The 18370-nt window shown below is 54.5% G+C and carries 12 protein-coding genes and 1 pseudogene; 9 read left to right on the top strand and 4 right to left on the bottom strand.

The genetic code is table 11. The features are described 5' to 3' along the window. Window positions 1–126 precede the first annotated feature (126 nt). Window positions 127–303, bottom strand: a complete 177-nt coding sequence (locus V8L73_RS18345; RefSeq protein ID WP_347253680.1) for a hypothetical protein — start codon at window positions 301–303, stop codon at window positions 127–129. Between V8L73_RS18345 and V8L73_RS18350 the strand changes: the two genes are divergently transcribed. The 7 genes from V8L73_RS18350 to V8L73_RS18380 all read left to right on the top strand — a co-directional run bounded on the left by V8L73_RS18350 (window position 302) and on the right by V8L73_RS18380 (window position 12667). Next, the gene (locus tag V8L73_RS18350; RefSeq protein WP_347253681.1) at window positions 302–1939 is read left to right on the top strand and encodes a ShlB/FhaC/HecB family hemolysin secretion/activation protein; all 1638 of its coding nucleotides are present in this window, start codon (window positions 302–304) and stop codon (window positions 1937–1939) included. The two genes, V8L73_RS18345 and V8L73_RS18350, sit on opposite strands and share 2 nt — an antisense overlap. A 9-nt stretch (window positions 1940–1948) precedes the next feature. Continuing rightward, complete coding sequence (locus tag V8L73_RS18355) at window positions 1949–2503, top strand: toxin-activating lysine-acyltransferase (protein WP_027275134.1); 555 nt, start codon at window positions 1949–1951, stop codon at window positions 2501–2503. Further along, a complete protein-coding gene (locus tag V8L73_RS18360; RefSeq protein WP_347253682.1) occupies window positions 2500–10479 on the top strand; it encodes a hemagglutinin repeat-containing protein in 7980 nt (2659 codons plus the stop codon). The genes V8L73_RS18355 and V8L73_RS18360 overlap by 4 nt, the downstream gene beginning before the upstream one ends. Before the next feature lie 13 nt (window positions 10480–10492). Next, a complete protein-coding gene (locus V8L73_RS18365; RefSeq protein ID WP_347253683.1) occupies window positions 10493–10924 on the top strand; it encodes a hypothetical protein in 432 nt (143 codons plus the stop codon). 202 nt (window positions 10925–11126) lie between these two features. Beyond that, on the top strand, window positions 11127–11372 hold the full coding sequence (locus V8L73_RS18370) for a hypothetical protein (RefSeq protein ID WP_347253684.1): 246 nt from the start codon (window positions 11127–11129) through the stop codon (window positions 11370–11372). Window positions 11373–11576: 204 nt separating this feature from the next. Next, on the top strand, window positions 11577–11996 hold the full coding sequence (locus V8L73_RS18375) for a hypothetical protein (protein ID WP_347253685.1): 420 nt from the start codon (window positions 11577–11579) through the stop codon (window positions 11994–11996). A gap of 200 nt (window positions 11997–12196) precedes the next feature. Then, window positions 12197–12667, top strand: a complete 471-nt coding sequence (locus V8L73_RS18380) for a hypothetical protein (protein ID WP_347253686.1) — start codon at window positions 12197–12199, stop codon at window positions 12665–12667. Window positions 12668–12864: 197 nt separating this feature from the next. Here the strand turns inward: V8L73_RS18380 and V8L73_RS18385 are convergent, their stop codons facing one another. From V8L73_RS18385 to V8L73_RS18395, 3 genes and pseudogenes are all read right to left on the bottom strand, one after another. After that, window positions 12865–13455, bottom strand: a complete 591-nt coding sequence (locus V8L73_RS18385) for a hypothetical protein (RefSeq protein WP_347254833.1) — start codon at window positions 13453–13455, stop codon at window positions 12865–12867. Window positions 13456–13642: 187 nt separating this feature from the next. Further along, window positions 13643–14992: an NCS2 family permease gene (locus V8L73_RS18390; protein ID WP_027275550.1), complete on the bottom strand. Its 1350-nt coding sequence runs from the start codon at window positions 14990–14992 to the stop codon at window positions 13643–13645. 18 nt (window positions 14993–15010) lie between these two features. Next, window positions 15011–16808: pseudogene (locus V8L73_RS18395) on the bottom strand (adenine deaminase). Between the two features lie 132 nt (window positions 16809–16940). Here V8L73_RS18395 and V8L73_RS18400 point away from each other — a divergent pair. Both V8L73_RS18400 and V8L73_RS18405 read left to right on the top strand, forming a co-directional pair. Next, window positions 16941–17861, top strand: a complete 921-nt coding sequence (locus V8L73_RS18400) for a LysR family transcriptional regulator (protein ID WP_347254834.1) — start codon at window positions 16941–16943, stop codon at window positions 17859–17861. A gap of 2 nt (window positions 17862–17863) precedes the next feature. After that, window positions 17864–18010 carry a hypothetical protein gene (locus V8L73_RS18405; protein ID WP_154656333.1) on the top strand — a complete coding sequence of 49 codons (147 nt, stop codon included), beginning with the start codon at window positions 17864–17866 and terminating at the stop codon, window positions 18008–18010. The last annotated feature ends 360 nt before the right edge of the window (window positions 18011–18370 follow it).

Here is an 18370-nt window from a genome sequence, read left to right on the forward strand (position 1 = left end):
TTTTTCTATCACTGCCTTTTCCAGCAAACATTGAGCAATAAGGAAACGGCGCCAACTTACTCATCCTCGTACATATAAAAAGCAAAAATAACACATTGGATACGATTTTCCATAAAAATTAGAAAGTTACCATTGCGCCATATTATTCCATTTAATATTATGCAACCCGTTTATTAATAGAAAACAAATTAATGGAAAACGTTTTCGGATGGATACCCGCTCCCTCGCTACATTTGCGCGCTGCGCTTTACCTTTTTTGATTGTTTCTTTCTCTTGGCCAGCGCTATCCGCACCGCTGCCCATGACGGACACCAATACGCAGGAACTCTTGCGTCAGCAGGAACGCGAGCGCCAGCTGAGAGAGCAGCTCGACAAACAGCCGGACGTGCGAACTGAACTCCCCGAAGCTGACGGCCAAGACGCAACGTTGCCGATAAACGAATCCCCCTGTTTTCGCATCGACAACGTTGCGCTTATCGGCGATGCAGCTGACCGTTTCCAATGGGCGCTATCCGCAGCAAACCGGGGCCAAGACGTTGTTGAAGGCCGCTGCTTAGGTTCTCAAGGAATTAATCTTGTCATGCGGCGCATTCAAAACGCGATTATCGCCAAAGGGTTTGTCACTACCCGAATTTTCGCAGGCCCGCAGGATTTGACGCAGGGCGCGTTGACGCTCACGGTCGTCCCCGGCCGCATCCGTGAAATTCGCTATGCCGACGGCAGCGACGGGCAAACGCTTACGCTTTTGACGGCGCTGCCCGCGCGTGCGGGCGACATTCTTAACCTGCGCGACGTCGAGCAGGGGCTGGAAAACCTAAAGCGCGTACCGACCGCAGAAGCCGATATTCAGATAGAGCCGACGGACAACGCGGGAGAAAGCGACCTGACGATCGTACGCAAGCAGCAGCTACCGCTGCGCGTATCGCTGTCGATGGACGACTCCGGCAGCAAAAGCACGGGGAAATATCAGGGCGCCTTTTCACTCTCCGTAGACAACCCGCTGCGTATGAACGACCTGTTTTACGTCAGCGCCGGACACAGCCTGTTTGGCGACAGCAACCCACGCGACGGTCAGAAAGGTACCGAGAACTATAACGCCTACTACTCTATTCCCTACGGATACTGGCAGCTCAGCGTTTCAGCCAGCCAGTACGACTATCATCAAACCGTCCCTGGCTACCAAAGCGACTATAAATACAGCGGTAAAAGCAAAAACGCCGATGCCAGGCTCTCACGCATCCTCTATCGCGACGGCTCGCGCAAAACTACCGCCAGCGTGCGCGGCTGGATGCAGGAGTCAAAAAACTTTATCGATGACGCTGAGGTGGAAATCCAGCGACGCCGTACCGCAGGCTGGGAACTGGGCCTGAATCATCGGGAGTTTATCGGCAGCGCCATCGTTGATGCCAACGTGTCGTGGCGCCAAGGCACCGGCGCGTTTAACGCCATTACGGCTCCGGAAGAAGAGTTCGGCGAAGGCACCTCACGCCCGCGCATTCTTAACGCCGACCTGCAATACAACCAGCCGTTTAGCCTCGGGCCGCTGAACCTGCGTTACAGCAACCAGTGGCGGGCGCAGTGGAACCAGACGGCCTTAATCCCGAATGACCGTTTTTCCATCGGCAACCGCTATACCGTGCGCGGCTTTGACGGCGAGTACACGCTCGCCGGCGAGCGCGGCTGGTTTGTGCGCAACGACTTAGGGCTGGCGCTAGGGCAGTACAACCAGGAGCTTTACGTCGGTATGGACTACGGCGAAGTGGACGGCCCGTCAACCGAATGGATTATTGGCCGCCATCTGGCCGGGGCGGTTGTGGGCCTGCGCGGCGGCCACGGGCCATTCAGCTATGACCTGTTTACCGGCTGGCCGGTGAGTAAACCGGACGGCATGCCGGTTTCCAACGTCACCTACGGCTTCAATGCCAACCTGTCGTTTTAAGGGGAGCCGATGATGAAACAGGATATCAACGTCATTGCGCCTGCGCTGACCGGTAAGCCGGTTGACGAGGCGTTCATCCTTGGCAGCGCCGTCTGGCTATGGATGCACTCACCGCTACATCGGGAAACCCCGCTGCTGGCGCTGCAGGACGTCCTGCTGCCCGCCATTAAGCACCGCCAGTTCGTCATGGCGTTCGAAAACAACAGGCCGGTGTTTTATCTAAGCTGGGCAAAATTGAACGAAGCCACTGAATCCCGCTATTTGCAAAAAGACGTAATGCACTTGGCTACCTCCGAATGGGACAGCGGCGAGCGGCTGTGGTTTATTGACTGGATTGCTCCGTTCGGCCACACCCGCGCCATGAATAACTGGGTTCGCAGTCGGCTATTTGCGGGTAACTTTTGCGCCCGCAGTGTCTATCACCGACAGCACAAGCCGCACGGCAAATCTATTCAACAATTTCGGGGAGTGGCCGTACCGCTCGCTGTCGCAACGCACTGGTTTGACAGCCATCCCGTCAGTTTCGGTCTACAAAAAACGTTGAGCGAAGGAACGCAATCATGAACAAAGGCATGTATCGGCTGGTATTTAACAAAGCGCGCGGCGAATTAATGGCCGTGGCCGAATTCGTTACCGGGCATCAGAACGGCGCTACGCCGCGACCGTCTTCGCCGAAGGCAAATAGCGTGACCGTTGGGCTGCGCATCCTCGCCTTTAGCCTGCTGTGCGCGCTTAATCTGGTATGGGTTTCCCCCGTTCAAGCGCAAAGCCACATCGTCGCTGACCCGAGCGCCCCGCGAAATCAACAGGCGCAGGTGCTGCCTGCGGGCAATAACCCGAATATCCCGGTTATTAACATCCAAACCCCGAACGGCAAAGGCGTTAGCCGTAATACCTACAGCCGATTCGACGTCGGCCCTGACGGCGCGGTGCTCAACAACGCCCGAACGAATCAGGGCAGCCAGTCGCAGTTAGCGGGCTATGTAGGCGCCAACCCGAATCTGGCCAGCGGCAGCGCGCGCGTTATCCTCAACGAAGTCAACGCCCGCGATCCGTCACAGCTGCGCGGCTATATTGACGTAGCCGGGCAAAAAGCCCAAGTTATCGTCGCCAACCCGGCGGGCATCACCTGCGACGGCTGCGGCTTTATCAACGCCAACCGCGCCACGCTTACCACGGGTACGCCGCAGTTTGACCAAAGCGGCAATCTGACCGGTTATCAGGTCAATAACGGCAAAATCATCGTCGGCGGCCAGGGTATGGACGCCAGCCGAGCGGACCACACCGATGTGATTGCCCGCGCCGTCGAAGTGAACGCCGGGCTGTGGGCCAATGAATTAACCGTAACCACCGGCGCAAACCGCGTCGACGCCGACAATACCGCACAGGCCGAACGGCGCACCGCCAGCGGCGATAAGCCGCAGTTCGCGCTGGACGTTTCTTCACTTGGCGGCATGTATGCCGGCAAGATCACCATGACCGGCACAGAACAGGGCGTGGGGGTGCGCAACGCGGGACATATTGGAGCCTCAGTCGGAGAAGTCGTTATTACTGCCGACGGTCGACTGGAAAACAGCGGCACGCTCAACGCGGTGGGCAATACCCATATCGCCGTTAGCGGCGATGCAGTGAACACCGGCGTTGTGTATGGCAAGGAAAACGTTACGCTCCGCAGTCAGTCTCTGGACAACGGTGGCCAGCTTGCCGCAGCGCGTGACATTACCGTACAGACCAACGGCAATGTCACCAACCGTAATGACGCCGCAATCACGGCGGGCAGTCAGTTAAGTATCAACGCCGACGGCCTCGCTAACGATGGCGCGATTAGCGCGCAAAGCGATGTCGCCGTCACTGCCAAACGGCGCATCAACAACACAGGGCGCATCAGCAGCGGCGGACGCGCCACCATCAAGGCCCAGCAGCTTGATAACGCTGGCACCGTTTACAGCATCGGTTCCGGCAACTACAGCGTTGATATTTTCAGCAACAGCAGCACGTTTGCCAGTGGCACTGACCTGAGCATAACGGGTATCAGCCAACAACATAGCGGCTTGACCGTGGCTGGATTACAGGCTGACGGTAATCTGGGAAACAGCGGCTTTCTGGATCTGAGCGCCAGCCAGCGCATTACTGCCCCCGGCCAGCTCTATGCCGGTGGCGATATGCGCCTACTTTCGCCGGAGCTGCAATTGAATGGCGGCACGCTTGCCGCCAACGGCAATGCGGCACTCACAACGACACGGCTCAACACCCAAAACTCCCGCTTAAGCAGCGGCGGCAGCCTTTCCGTCAGCGCTGAACTCATTGATAACCGAGCCGGGCAGTGGCAAAGCGGCGGTGAAACAACGATTATCGCAGCCCGATTCGACAACCGAGACGGCAAAATACGCGCGGGAACAGACTATCGGTTGACCAGCGCCGGCAGCCTGGACAACCGCAGCGGCCTGATTAGCGGCAACGGTGCCGTCAGCCTCAATGACGTCAGCACCAGCAAGACCTTCGCGATTGAAAACGCCGCAGGCACCCTGATTGCCGGGCAACAGTTGGACGTTAATGCGCACGCCTTCACCGGCAGCGGCCAGCTGTTAAGCCTTGGCGAATTACGCCTACAGCTCGATACCTCCCTGGATTTTGACGGCGAACTGACGGCTAACGGCGACGCCGCTCTGCTGATTGGCGGCAACCTGACCAACAGCGGCCAGATCCAGACCGGGCAACATCTGAGCCTGAGCGCAGCCAATCTCGACAACCGCGTCAGCGGCGAAATCGCCGCCGGTCATACCGACATCACTACTGCTAGCTTAACCAACCGCGGGTTGATTGACGGCAGCCTGACGAGGCTTAACGTCACCACGCTCAATAACTTCGGCACCGGCAAAATTTATGGCGACAACCTGCTGATTAACGCCGGTACTCTGAACAATTTCGAGGAAGGCAGCGACACTGCCGTTATTGCCGCCCGTGACACCCTGCTGATTGGCGCGGGCGAGATTAACAACCGCTGGCACAGCCTGATATACAGCGGCGGCGATATGGGGATTGGCGGCCACGTTGATGAAAACGGCCAACTGACCGGTCGCGCGGCATTGATTGACAACGCCAGCGCCACTATCGAAAGCCTGGGCAACATGCAGCTGTCGGTCGATTCGCTCAACAACCGCAACCTCGACTTCGCGACCCACGTCGTTGAAATCGAACGTAGGCATATCGATGAATACAGCTTCTATCCCGATCGCGACGGCGGCCCCATCTACAGCAGCGATGAGGCCTATGTTGACAACAGCGCCAGCAACCATCTGAAAATGCTGCATGGCCCCGGCAGGGCTGATGACCATTTCTATCAGTACGACTACGAGCGCGTTATCACCGAAGACCAGATCCTGCGCAGCGATCCCGGCCAAATTTTGGCGGGCGGCAATATGATTATCAACGCTGACCGGGTGCTCAACGACAAAAGTGAAATCATCGCGGGCGGCACGCTGGTCGGCAATATTACCGATTTGGTGAATACCGAGCTGAAAGGCGAAAACATTCTGACCGACAGCGGCATCCTGCACGAGTACTACCGCAAAAAGCGCAAGGGCAGCGACAGCCAAGGACATCGGACTAACAACTACCTGCCCGCACCGGTCATCACCGAAATCGACCTACAGCCGACCACATACTTAGGTAACACCGCCCCCACGGGCAGCGGCCTAAGCGTCGGCCAGAACGTCATCACCTACGTCAATGCCAACACCGGTGTCGACGTTAACGGCCCCGGCACTCTGCGCATCGGCACCGTCACCCCCGGCATGCCGGACAACGGCCTGATGCAGCAAACCGGCGATCCGACCGCCGGCTACTACCTGGAGACCGACCCGCGCTTTGCCAACTACCGCAAGTGGCTCAGCTCCGATTACATGCTCGAGCTGATGGCGACCGACCCCAACACCATGCACAAGCGCCTAGGCGACGGTTTTATCGAACAGCGCATGATCCGCGAGCAGGTGGTCAAACTCACGGGAAACCGCTTCCTTGACGGCTATGAAAACGACGAAGCGCAGTATCGCGCCCTGATCGACAGCGGCGTCGACTTTGCCAAGCAGTACGGCCTGGTTCCCGGCGTCGCGCTGACCGCTGAACAAATGGCGCAGTTGACCAGCAACATCGTCTGGCTGGTCGAACAGCAGGTGACGCTGCCGGACGGCAGCATCGTGACCGCGCTGGTGCCGCAGGTGTATATCGTTGATGACAGCAGCCCAAAAGCGCCCTCCTCCGCCCTCATCGCCGGGCGCAACGTTGACTTGACCGTAAGCGGCGAACTGACCAACCGCGGCACCCTGTCCGCCGCCAACGGCCTATTCGTTGATGCGGGCGCCATCAGCAACCTCGGCGGCAGCATGCTGGCCAATGACCTGTGGCTGAACACCGCGGGGGACATCAACCACCTCGGCGGCCTGCTGGCGGGCAATAACAGCGTCACCATGGTCGCTGGCGGCAACATCAACGTCGCCAGTCAGACCGTTCGCACCGAAGGCGCACAGGGCTTTGTGGAAAACGTCAGCCGCGTGGCCGAAATTCGCGTTAACGGCAACGGTCAGCCATCCGAAACAGGTAAAGGCAATGGCGAACTGACCATGATTGCCGGTGGCGACATGACCTTAACCGCCGCCGCCATCAGCAATCAGGCCGAAGGCGGTCAAACCTATCTGTCGGCAGAAAACATCACCCTCAACACCGTGACCGAATCGTTCGAACAGAACAACAAATTCGACGGTGACAACTGGCTCAACCGCAGCGGCAGCGCTGAGGTCGGCACCGTCATCAAGGCGCAGGGCGACATCACCCTTGATGCGGGCAACGATATTCACGCCCGCGCCGCCAACATGACGTCGGACAAAGGCGACATCGCGCTGTACGCTGGCAACGACATCACCATTGAGTCCGGCCGCAGAACCGACCACACCGACGCCGCCTTTAAGAGCAGCGGCAAGAGCGGCGGCGGCAACAGCGTGTCGCTCACGTTAAAAGACACGGTGGATGAAAACAGCGCCATTGGAAGCCAGCTGTCTGCCGAGAACGTCACCCTCAACGCCGGGCGCGATATCACGTTCACCGGCTCGAACGCCGTCGCGACGAAGGACGTTGACCTGTCCGCCGGGCGCGATATCACCCTTCAGGCGGCCCACGAGGAGTACAGCAACCGCCACTTCCGCGAGGAGAAAAAGTCCGGCGCATTCACCAGCGGCGCGACCGTCACCTTTGGCAGCCAGTCGCAAAGCTACGACAACACCGCCTCCGGCACCGAAAGCTACGCCAGCACGATTGGCGCGCTTGAAGGCAACGTCAACATCAACGCGGGCGGCAGCTATCGCCAGACCGGCAGCCACGTCAAGGCGCTGGAGGGCGATATCGGCATCACCGCTGGCGACATCACCATTGAGTCCTCCGCCGACGCCTGGCAGAAAAAGAGCATTTACACCTTCAAGCAGGACGGCCTGACGATGGGCGTCTCCAACCCGGTTATCAGCGCCATCCAGACCGCGCAGGACATGCACAAGGCCAGCCAAAATACCGACGACACCCGCATGCAGGCCCTGGCCGGAGCCACTACCGCGCTGGCTGGCTACAACGCGGCCAGCGCGGTAGCGCAGAACCCACAGCAGGCGGGCGGCATCAATATCAGCATCACCTACGGCCAGAGCCGCTCGGAGGACGTCACCAGAAGCTGGGGCGTTAACCAGACCAGCAGCACCGTGCAGGCGGGCGGCAACGTTATTCTTAACGCCAATACCAAAGATGGCAGAGAGGGCAGCGGCAATATCCGCATCACCGGCAGCGACATCGATGCAGGTAAGAACCTCGGCCTTATCGCCGAGAACGACATCCTGCTCAACGCCGCTGACAACACCAACAGCCTGCGGCGCGACAGCGAGAGCCAGAGTTGGGGCGCGGGCGTCGGCATCGCGCTTGGTTCTAACGGCTGGTCTATCGGTTTTACCGCCAACGGCAGCCTGGGGCGCGGCGAGGCCGAAGGCGATGACGTATATCGCACCAACAGCCACCTGACAGCTGGGGATACCCTGTTTATCCAGAGCGGCGGCGACACTACCCTCTCTGGCGCTGCGGCCAAGGGCAGCAGCATCATCGCTGACGTGGGCAAAAACCTCACCATCGAGAGCCTGCAGGACACCAGCACCTACAAAAGCGACGACTGGAACGTCGGCGGCAGCGTGACGGTGGGCTACGGCTTCTCTGCCAGCGCCAACTACAGCCAGAACAAGGTCGATGCCGACTTCAAGAGCGTGACCGAACAAAGCGGCCTGTTCGCCGGCGACGGCGGCTTTAACGTCTACGTTGGCGAGCACACGAGCCTGACCGGCGCGGTGATTGCAAGCTCTGACAAGGCGGCGCAGGACGGTAAAAACCAGTTCAGCACCGGAACTATCGAGACCAGAGACATCAAAAACCACTCCAGCTATGACGCCTCCGGCTTTAGCATCGGCGGCGGCTACAGCTACGGCGGGGGCGGCATGATACCGCTGGGCGGCGGTGACGGCGATGGCGGAGGCGCTACGGCCTCAGGCGGCGGCGTCGGCAAGGACCAAAAGGGCAACGCCACCACCGGCGCGAATGCCGACCCATCCACCAAACAGCCTGAAACCGGCGGCTGGAGCGCCACTACGCCGATTTATATGAGCGCCAGCGATAGCGACAGCAGCACCACTCGCGCGGGCATCAGCGGCGGCGACGTCACCATTCGCGACGAAGCGGGCCAGCAGGCCCGCACCGGCCAGACGGCGGCGGAGGCTATCGCCAACCTTAACCGCGACGTCAGCAGCGACCGCGACGGCACCAACGCCGTCGATAACCTGTACGAGCGCGACAAGAAGAAAATCGACGCCGGGTTTGAAATTACCCGCGCCTTCCAGAACGAGGTCGGCACCTTTGTGGTGAACAAGGCCAAGGAAGCCGATGCGATTAAGAAGTCTCTGATAGAGCAAGGCATCGACCCGGAGACCAACGCCGACTACCTTGAAGCCCTCAAATGGGCACCCGGCGGCGAGTACAGCCAGGTTATTACCGCCATCACCGCCGCCACCGGCGGCAACATCATGGGCGGCATGGACGGACTGGCCCAGGCGGCGGTGCTGAACTACGTGCAGGGCATGGGCGCGCAGGAAATCAAGAAGCTGGCGGACAGCATTGGCGAAGGCACGGTTGAAGGCGAAGCGGCCCGAGCAGTGCTGCAAGGCCTCGCAGCCTGTGGGGCGCAGGCTGGCCAAGGCGGCGACTGCGCCAGCGCCGGGCTGGGGACGGCGGCGGGGGTGATTGCTAATGCCATTTTGGACAACTGGGACAAAGACCCGAGCCAGATGACCTCCGAGGAGAAGAAGGCGCGAGAGGACCTGATAACCGGCCTTATCGCTGGAGCTGCTGGCGTAACCGGCGGGGATGCGGGGAGTGCGGCGGCTGGGATGCAGATCGAGCAGGAATTTAACCACCTTACCACCGGCGAAAAGCAGGTACTTCAGGGTAAGGAGAAAAAATATGCCGCCACTTGCCAGGGCGAAAGCGCAGGAAGTAGCGCCTGTCAGGAACTTAAGCAGGATATCGACAAGCTTAAGGAAAAAGGCGGCAGTATTGATAAAGTTGAAGAAAGTGAATTCGGCCCGGACTTCCAGCTCGCAGGCACAGAGCAAACCGAGCATAAGCCGGGAGACGTGGTTTCCTGCGTGAACTCCAGCAATGGCTATTGTGTCGTCACCGACCAATCAGCGAACAACGGTCGCGAATGGGTACTGACAGACGCAGACGACGTTCAGGCGATTGCCGCCAAACATCAAAACGGCAGCGCGGAAGACTTTATCAAGGAACTCGGCGCGGCCTACTTTAATGCAGGCTGTGGGCTGCCGGGGGCAGCGTCTACGATTTGCCAGACGTATTCTGCGGCGGGCGGGGCGAATCCGATTGATGGGAAGGTTCCGACGGATGCGGAGAGAGCAGCTTGGGCTGTTGATGCTGCATTGAACATCGCCGGAGGTTACGCAACGTGGAAGTCGACGAAGGGTACTTCCGTTGATGCAAATAAAATCAAGGAAGACCTTTCATCTTCGACTATTCAACCATCAAAATTGACTCCTGAAATGGAATCTAAAATACTAGCAGGGCAACGGGTCGATGGTACAAATAAAATAATCGGTGGACATTCTCCAAGCATAAATGATGCTAACCCTAAGTATGCTGTGGAAACAATTAAAGTAAATCAAGATGGGACTAGAACAGTAAAATACACAACTCAATTTGAAGATGGAAACTTGTCAAAGATAAAAACCAGTACTTTATTCCCTGAAAGCTGGTCAGACAAAAGTATTATTGAATCTATTAATAAAATCGGGAATACTTCACCTATAGGTCAAAGAAATTCATCTGGCGAAACTCTTCATCGGGGAACGATTAATGGTGTAGAAATTGATGTAATTAAAAAAGGTAATGAAATTACCGCTGGGTATCCAGTTGGGGGGAAGCCAACACCTGGCTTTACTCCTATAGAATAAGAGGAATATAAAGATGTATAATAAATTTAATGAATGTATCCTTGATTTTAGCCTCGAGCGTGATCCCGGTGATTACTGGTATGATTGTGCTATTCTAGAATCTACTGATATCTTGAAAAAATTTGACAAAAAAGATTGGAAAGTGTTGCTAGAACAGTTAGGTTCCAAGCCTCTATTTTGGCAGAAAAGACTAGTGGAATGTTTAGGTGACTTACATAGCCCATATGAGATAGAAGTAATTTTATATCTTATTGATACAGATGATGAAGACCTTTTCATTACTTGCATTGATTCATTAAGGCTATTAGATTTATCGGGATTGAGTGGGGGTAGAAAAGAAGAGATATTATCTAAAGTCACATGCTTATTAGATAATAAGCCCTTACCAGTAAAAAAAGTCATAGAGGAACTTATAAGAAAAATTAATAAACCTAATAGCTATTAATAAATAGAATAGGGCCTGTTTATAAAACTGTATACAGGCTCCTATTCATCCATATTCTATTTTGTAAAAATATTTACCAACCCTAAATCAAAGTAGAGAAAAATATGCTATCCATAAGCGATATAATGAATAAAAAATTAGTGGTTTAGCACAATTTAAAGCATATTTTTACGCTTTAGGCGCTGTAAATGAAAAGGCTTTTTTGACAGACCATAAAAATGGCCATTTGGAAAATAGTATTATTTTACCAAATAGTATTATTGAGTTAATTATTGAACAGGATAAGAGTTTTGGAGTGCTTGTTGGTGGCGAGTATGCTTATTACGCTATGGATGCAATTATAGAAGGTTTTTTAGAATTGAACGGACAACAATTATCCTTATCTAAAGTAAATAAAATTACTTTATTTGACTGTGATATATCACAAGACTTTATTTTTACTGATTAGATTAAAGCTGTAGGAACCCAACCAAAAAACTGGGATCCATAATTCTATTTCTCAGACCGAACCTGTACATGAATTCGTGTACAGGCTCTTTATGACAGGGATGTTGCTAGTTATAGCAAAGTGAATACCCGTACACCTTTCTATATTTTCTTGATCTAACCGTAAGAATTGGTATTGTATTGATAATAAAAAAGGGAAGTTAACATGGGATTACAGGCAAGCATTGATATCGAATTTCCTCATGAAATATCACCTAAAAATGTCGTTATGGATTTAATAAATAACGATTTTCACTTTGATTTTGATAATTATGTTTCTTTTTTATCCTCATCAGACATAGATGACTATGATTGGCATAAAGAAAATAAAGCTAACTTCGATCTTTGCGAATTTATTAATTCACATAACGATAAAAGTAAAATCGGCATAGTGTTAGTAACCAAAGAAGGCATAGGTGGAGAATTCCTAATCTATCCTTCGTGGTTATCGTTCTCATTATCTATTAATAGGGTATACATATCACCACAAGAAAGAATCATAGACTTTAGTTGGTACTTTACGAGGCTATCATCCTTTCTAAAAACAAAAAATATATCAGTTATAAATTGTCAACTTGCTTATTAAGAATTTGATGAATAATGGGATGGTAAGGGATTAGCATCCTAACTGAGATTCACTATGAGAAAAGAGTTATTTGATCTTCCCCACGCGCATAAAATAACTTATAACGACCGAGGATATGTAGATAAGCGCTATTATCGCGAGTTAGATAAAAATGGTAATGCTGTTGGTCCTTGGCTCATTGAAAAATAAAGAGAAATAACATGTCTAATGATGTTTGTGGTTATATCGTATCTTCTATTACACGAGAAGAAGAAAATGCTCTAACTAATTATTTTTTCAAGAAAGATCTTGGTCTACAGCAGATACCTGATAATGAATTGTATAATTTCCCTGTGGACCTGCTACCAAAAGACAGTGATTTTATATTCTTGATTGGTGACAGACCTGGTTATCCTAATGCTACCTATTTAATTGACTATCTTGAATACGATCCTGAATCATCTGATATCGGCTTTCCTAGTAATCCAAAAGAACGCCTAAATATCCTTCTAGATGCACTGGTTGATATGATCAAGATAACAAATGCCGAAAAAATGGTCGTTGCCCTAACGGACTGTAACCAGATTGAAGCGGTAAAAAAGATAAATTTATCTGAGATTTATGATGTTATTCATGCCGATTTTGAAAAATATCGAGCTCCTCCTGATACCCTTTATGAAATTATAGTTTAACCATTAGTTTGGGCCTGTAGAGCCTGCACGAGCCTGTACATGAATTCGTGTACAGGTGTAGTCCCCCCTGTTTTTAGTACCACCGCCAGTTAGAGTCTCCGGCCAGTTTTTGCCTCGCATAAATAACTGGACTCACCTGCCAGACGGGAAAAATAGTGATGATATGCATCGACGGTACAGGCCCAAGAAATAGGAAATTACATATATTGATATACAGGCTTAACAATAAAACGGCCGGTGTTTAGATCTAGAGTGAAAGGTACCCAACCACCAGGCGGATCCCATTCCCCAGAACCATAAATAATGTTTTCTTTAATATCATGGATAAGAACGCCATCTACCGCACATGGTTCCGAACGCCATTTAATCCCCGTTTTGATATTAATGAAGAAAGTGTACTCAAACGTCGTAACAATAAAGTTCTCCGTAAGCTCATCAGAATAAACATCAGGGATTGAATATAAGTTCCCAACATAGTCATCTAAGCTGATGCTGGTGACATTATGCGTTTCCACATCAAACAGATGAACATGCATTCCATGAAGTATGGCAACGGTGCTCTGGTTTACTTTTATTTCTTTAAAACACTGCTCAAGTATCCAGCCGTCAGTATCAAGGGCAGCGTATATGTTAAGGAATAGTTGAGGCTTTTCATTTACGGATACAAGAACCCTACGCCTGAAGAGTGTTCTTTCAGCAAATTGGTTAACGTCTATAACAGGCAAATCTATGCCCAGAGATAAACTTGAATTCTTTTCAGGCTCTATGAAAATGGCTGTTACGGTCATCAAGATAAACTCTTTTTTGTAATAAGATAAAAATTACTCAAGAGGTAAGATGACTTAACTAACCATTATTTTCAATTGATACACGAAAAATATATAGAACTCAACATAAGGTGTTTTATTGTGGCACCTCGTAAATTGAAATACCGCAAGTGGCGCCCGCATACAGGCGCCATGCATATCCTCAATCTTAATGCTTCACCAACGTCGCAAAATAGTAAACCAGCGGCACAGCCAATATCCACAGCCCCAGCGGGATTTCCCGCCACTTGCCGGCGATGGCTTTAATCACGATGTAGAACAGCAGCCCACCGGCGATGCCGGTGCCGAAGCTGTTGGCAATCAGGGTAATCATCACCATCATCAGCACCGGCAGTCCGTCGGTGAAGTTGCCCAGATCGACTTTGCGCAAGCCGCTGAACATATTCAGGCCGATGAGGATTAGCGCCGGAGCGGTGGCCTCTTTGGGAATCATCAGCGCGACCGGAGTGAACAGCAGCATCAGCAGGAACATCACCGCCGCCGCCAGCGCCGTGATGCCGGTTTTACCGCCCGCTTCCGCTGCCGCAGAGGATTCAATCAGCGCGGTAGCCGCCGGGATGCCGAGCCACGGGCCTACTGCCGCCGCAATCGAGTCGACCACAAACGGCCGGTTGATGTTCGGCATATTGCCTTCTTCATCCAGCAGGCCCGCTTCACCGCCGACGGCCAGCGTCGTGCCCATGGTCGAGAAGAACTCCGAGGCGAAAAAGACGAACAGGAACGGCAGGAAGGCGATATTCAGCGCGCCGATCATGTCAATCTGCCCCAGTACCGGCGTTAGCGAATGGGGCATGTCGATAAAGCTGCTCGGCAGCTTGGTGACGCCCATAGGAATACCGATCAGGGTAGCGACCAGGATGGCCCACAAAATGGAGCCAGGGATCCGCCGCGCCTGCAAGGCAATAGCGAGGAACAGGCCGCACAGCGCCACCAGCGCGCCGGGAGAGAGGAAGTCCCCCAGCATCAGCGCGTTGGTTTTGGCATTGGCCAGCACCAGCCCGGCGTTGCGAAAGCCAAGCACGGCGACGAACAGGCCGATAGAGGCCGTCAGCCCCAGCTTGATGGACTGCGGCACCGAGCGGGTGACCACTTCTCGCAGGCCGAATTTTGTCAGCAGAAAGAATAAAATCCCGGACCAGCAGGCGATGCCAAGCCCGACCTGCCAGCCGATGCCTTCGCTGCCCGCCAGCGTCACACCCACCAGCACCGACCCACCGATGCCCGGCCCGACGATAAACGGCAGGTTGGCGTAGAACGCCATCAGCAGCGTGCCGCCGACGAACACCAGAATGGTGCCGGTAGTCGCAGCGCCCTTGTCCATCCCGCCGACCGCCAGCAGGCCGGGGATGACCACCAGCAGATAGGCGGCGGCGAGAAAGCCGGTGATGCCCGCAAGGCACTCGGTGCGCACTGAGCTGCCGCGGGAATACAGGGCAAAGCGGCGTTCCAGCCAGCTTCCCTGCGTGGATGTGGTCGAATAAAAAGTATTGTCGGCCATGCTCAAGGTTCCTGATGATTAATTATTGTTGTGATATGTGTTCCGGGGTCTCCCGGCAGTCAAGCAGCGGGTCGACAATCTGGCGAGTGCTGCCGTCGGTCAAACCCAAGTCGGTCAAATGCGGCCCTGCGTTGCAGGCAAGGCAGGTGCCTTCGATAGCCTTAAAGACGCGGTACGGCGGCTCCCAGTCGGCCACTTTCGCGCTCAGATCGCGAAGCTGACGGAACTGCTCGGCCAGCTCGGCTGCCGGCAGGTCGGACAGCATGCCGGCAATCGGCATAGCCACGTGAGCCAGAATCTCGCCCCGCTGCGCCAGCGCCATTCCACCGCCGGAAGCGATAAGCCGGTTAGCCGCCAGCGCCATGTCTTCTGCATTGCGGCCCAGCACCACCAGGTTGTGCGAGTCGTGGGAGTAGCTGGTGGCAATCGCGCCGCGCAGCTCGCCCCAGCCTTCCAGCAGTGCGATTTGCGGCGTCGCCTCGTGGCGGCCGTGGCGGTGCTGAACCCAAATCAGGCTAAACCCGTCGGGCAGTTGGACGATGCCGTCGCGAACCTGAACGTCGATCTCTCCCCACTGGGTAAAGCGCGCGCCGCGAATGTGCCGCAGGCGAGCGACGCCGTGACGGATGCCCTTCACGCGCAGAGCGAAATCCTCGGCGTTAAGCGGCGCAATTTTCATCGTGTCGCGCGGAGGAACGCTCTCCGCCGCTGCGGCGATTGGCTGTAACAGCACGCCGCCTTGGGCAATCAGCTTCCCGGCGACGTAAACCTCGCGCGCCTTCAGCTTTTCCAGTGAATCAAAGACAACCAGATCGGCACGGCGACCGGCGGCAATCAGCCCAAGGTCATTGCGCTGCAGGCGAATAGCCGCATTGAGCGTCGCGAAACGCAGGGCGTCGGTAGCCGACAGGCCGTGCTCAATCAGCAGGTTGAGCAGCGCGATGATGCCGCCCTTTTCCAACAGCATGTCCGGCGGCACGTCGTCGGTGCAGACGGTAATTTGCGACGAGAGATGCGGCAGCGTTTTGAGCGCCTTAACGATGTCCGGCAGCAGGTAGGGGTGAGAGCCGCGGATTTCCAGCGTCAGCCCGGCGCGCAGCTTTTCCAGCGCGTCCTCGGCGGAAACCAGCTCGTGGTCGGAGGTAACGCCTGCGGCCAGATAGGCCTGCAAATCCGCACCGCTCAGCCCGCGGGCGTGGCCTTCAATCACCTTACCGCTGTCGAGGCCAGCCTGAAGGATTTCCTCCATTCGCTGGCTGCCGTGCAGGATGCCGTGCATGTCCATCACTTCCGCGACGCCGCGCACTTCCGGCCACGCCAGCATGGTTTCCATTTCCGCGCCGGCGAAGTCCGCGCCAGACATCTCCAGCCCCGGCGTCGACGGCACGCAGGAGGGCGCGGCGACCATTACTCGCAGCGGTAAATCGCGGCTGGCGTCAACGGCGTAGCGCACGCCCTCGACGCCCAGCACGTTGGCCAGCTCGTGCGGATCCCAGAAGACCGCCGTGGTTCCCTGAGCGAGAACGACCTCGGCATAGCGCTCCGGCGACAGGTGTGAACTTTCAAGGTGGACGTGAGTGTCCATCAGTCCCGGCGACAGATAAGCACCAGCTAATGAACGGCTCTCGCGGGCGTCGGTACGACTGTGACGCGGGTGAACGCTGGCAATCATGTCGCCGACGATGCCAACGTCGGCTTCGCGGATTTCGCCGGTGACCATATCGACAATGCGCGCGTCGGTCAGTAGCAGATCGAAGGGGGATTTACCGCGAGCGGCCTGTACGGCGCGGCGGCGGATTTCAACATTGCTGGACATAGCAACTCCGACACAAGGATAATGTGGGTACTCTAGTGGCATAGCAAACGTTTGCCCAGATGATAAAATTTATCGCCCGATAAGCTCGGGTTATTATGCGTGACTATCGTTTTACCGTTGGTGAACAATAATATGGCCGAACCCTGGCAGCGCCTGCCCGCGCTCTCTTTGAAGCAGCTACAATATTTCGTGACGCTGGCGCAGCTGCGTCACTTCACCGACACCGCCAGCCGCCTGGCGATCAGCCAACCGGCGCTGAGCAGCGCCCTGCGCCAGATTGAAACGGTGCTGGGCGGCAAGCTGGTTAACCGCACCGCTTCCTCCGTCACGCTGACCGAACTGGGCGCCGCGATTTTGCCGCACGCCCAGCGTATGCTGAGCGTGGCTCAGCTGGCGTTTCAGGATATGCAGCAAATTGTGGAAGCCGGCGGTGACGGTACGGTGCGCATCGGGCTGGTGCCATCGGTCAGCTCTCTGCTGTTCCCTCTGCTGCCACTGACTCTGGCGCAGGCCTTCCCTCGTTTGCGGCTTGAGTTTCACGATCTGACCAACGATGCGCTGTTTCAGCAATTGCAAAGCGGGCAAATTGATTTCGGCATTGGCGCTATCGACAGCTCCCTTCCCCCTGAGCTACAGGTTTATCCGCTGCGTGAAGATCCGTTTGTCGCGGTGCTGCACCGCGACGACCCGCTGGCCGACAGGTCGCACCTGCAGTGGAAGCTGCTGGCCGGGCGCGATATCGCGGTGTTCTCGAAGGGCAATATCCGTCGCCTGGTCACTGCGCTGGCGGAGAGCCATCGCCTGACGCTGAATGCGCGCTATCAGGTAGACTACACCGAAACCCTCTACGGACTGGTGCGCTCGCGGCTGGCGGTGGCTATTCTGCCTGAGCTTTATACCACCCACCTACAGGACCCGGATTTAAAAACGGCACACCTCCAGCAGCCCGCGCTGACGCGCACCGTGGCGCTCATGCGCGGGCCACAGACGCTGCCGCCGCTGATAGAGGAGAGTTTTGCGTTGCTGTTGGGGGCGCTGCGGGAAGGGGTATAGAGATGATATATAATAAATTTGATGCCTGCATATTCGATTTTAGCCATGGGCGAGAGCCGGATGACTATTGGCATGATGGCGCCATTCTTGAGGCAGCTGAATCACTTAAAAATTTTACCAAAGATGATTGGGAGGCGCTGTTAAAATAATTAAAACGTAACCCCCCTATTTTGGCAAAAAAGGCTTGTGGAGTATTTAGGTGATTTACACAACTCATATGAGCTGGAAGCCATTTTAAATCTCATCAATACAGATGATGAAGACCTGTTATTTATCACTTGCGTTGATTCATCAAGATCCTCAAATTTATCGACGCGGAGCCAGAACAGTAAGAAGCAATTATTATCCAAAGCAGAGGGTATATTAAGTAATGCGGCCTCCCTAGAGAAGCACGCCTTGGAAAAGTTAATTATAAAGCTTAATTGAGCTATTAATTATTTTCTGCTTTTCAAGTTTCTATTTTGTTTCTATTTTTATTAAATTTTGTAACCTCCCTACCATAAGGCCAT

The organism is Leminorella grimontii (assembly GCF_039789245.1).
Taxonomy (GTDB): domain Bacteria; phylum Pseudomonadota; class Gammaproteobacteria; order Enterobacterales; family Enterobacteriaceae; genus Leminorella; species Leminorella grimontii.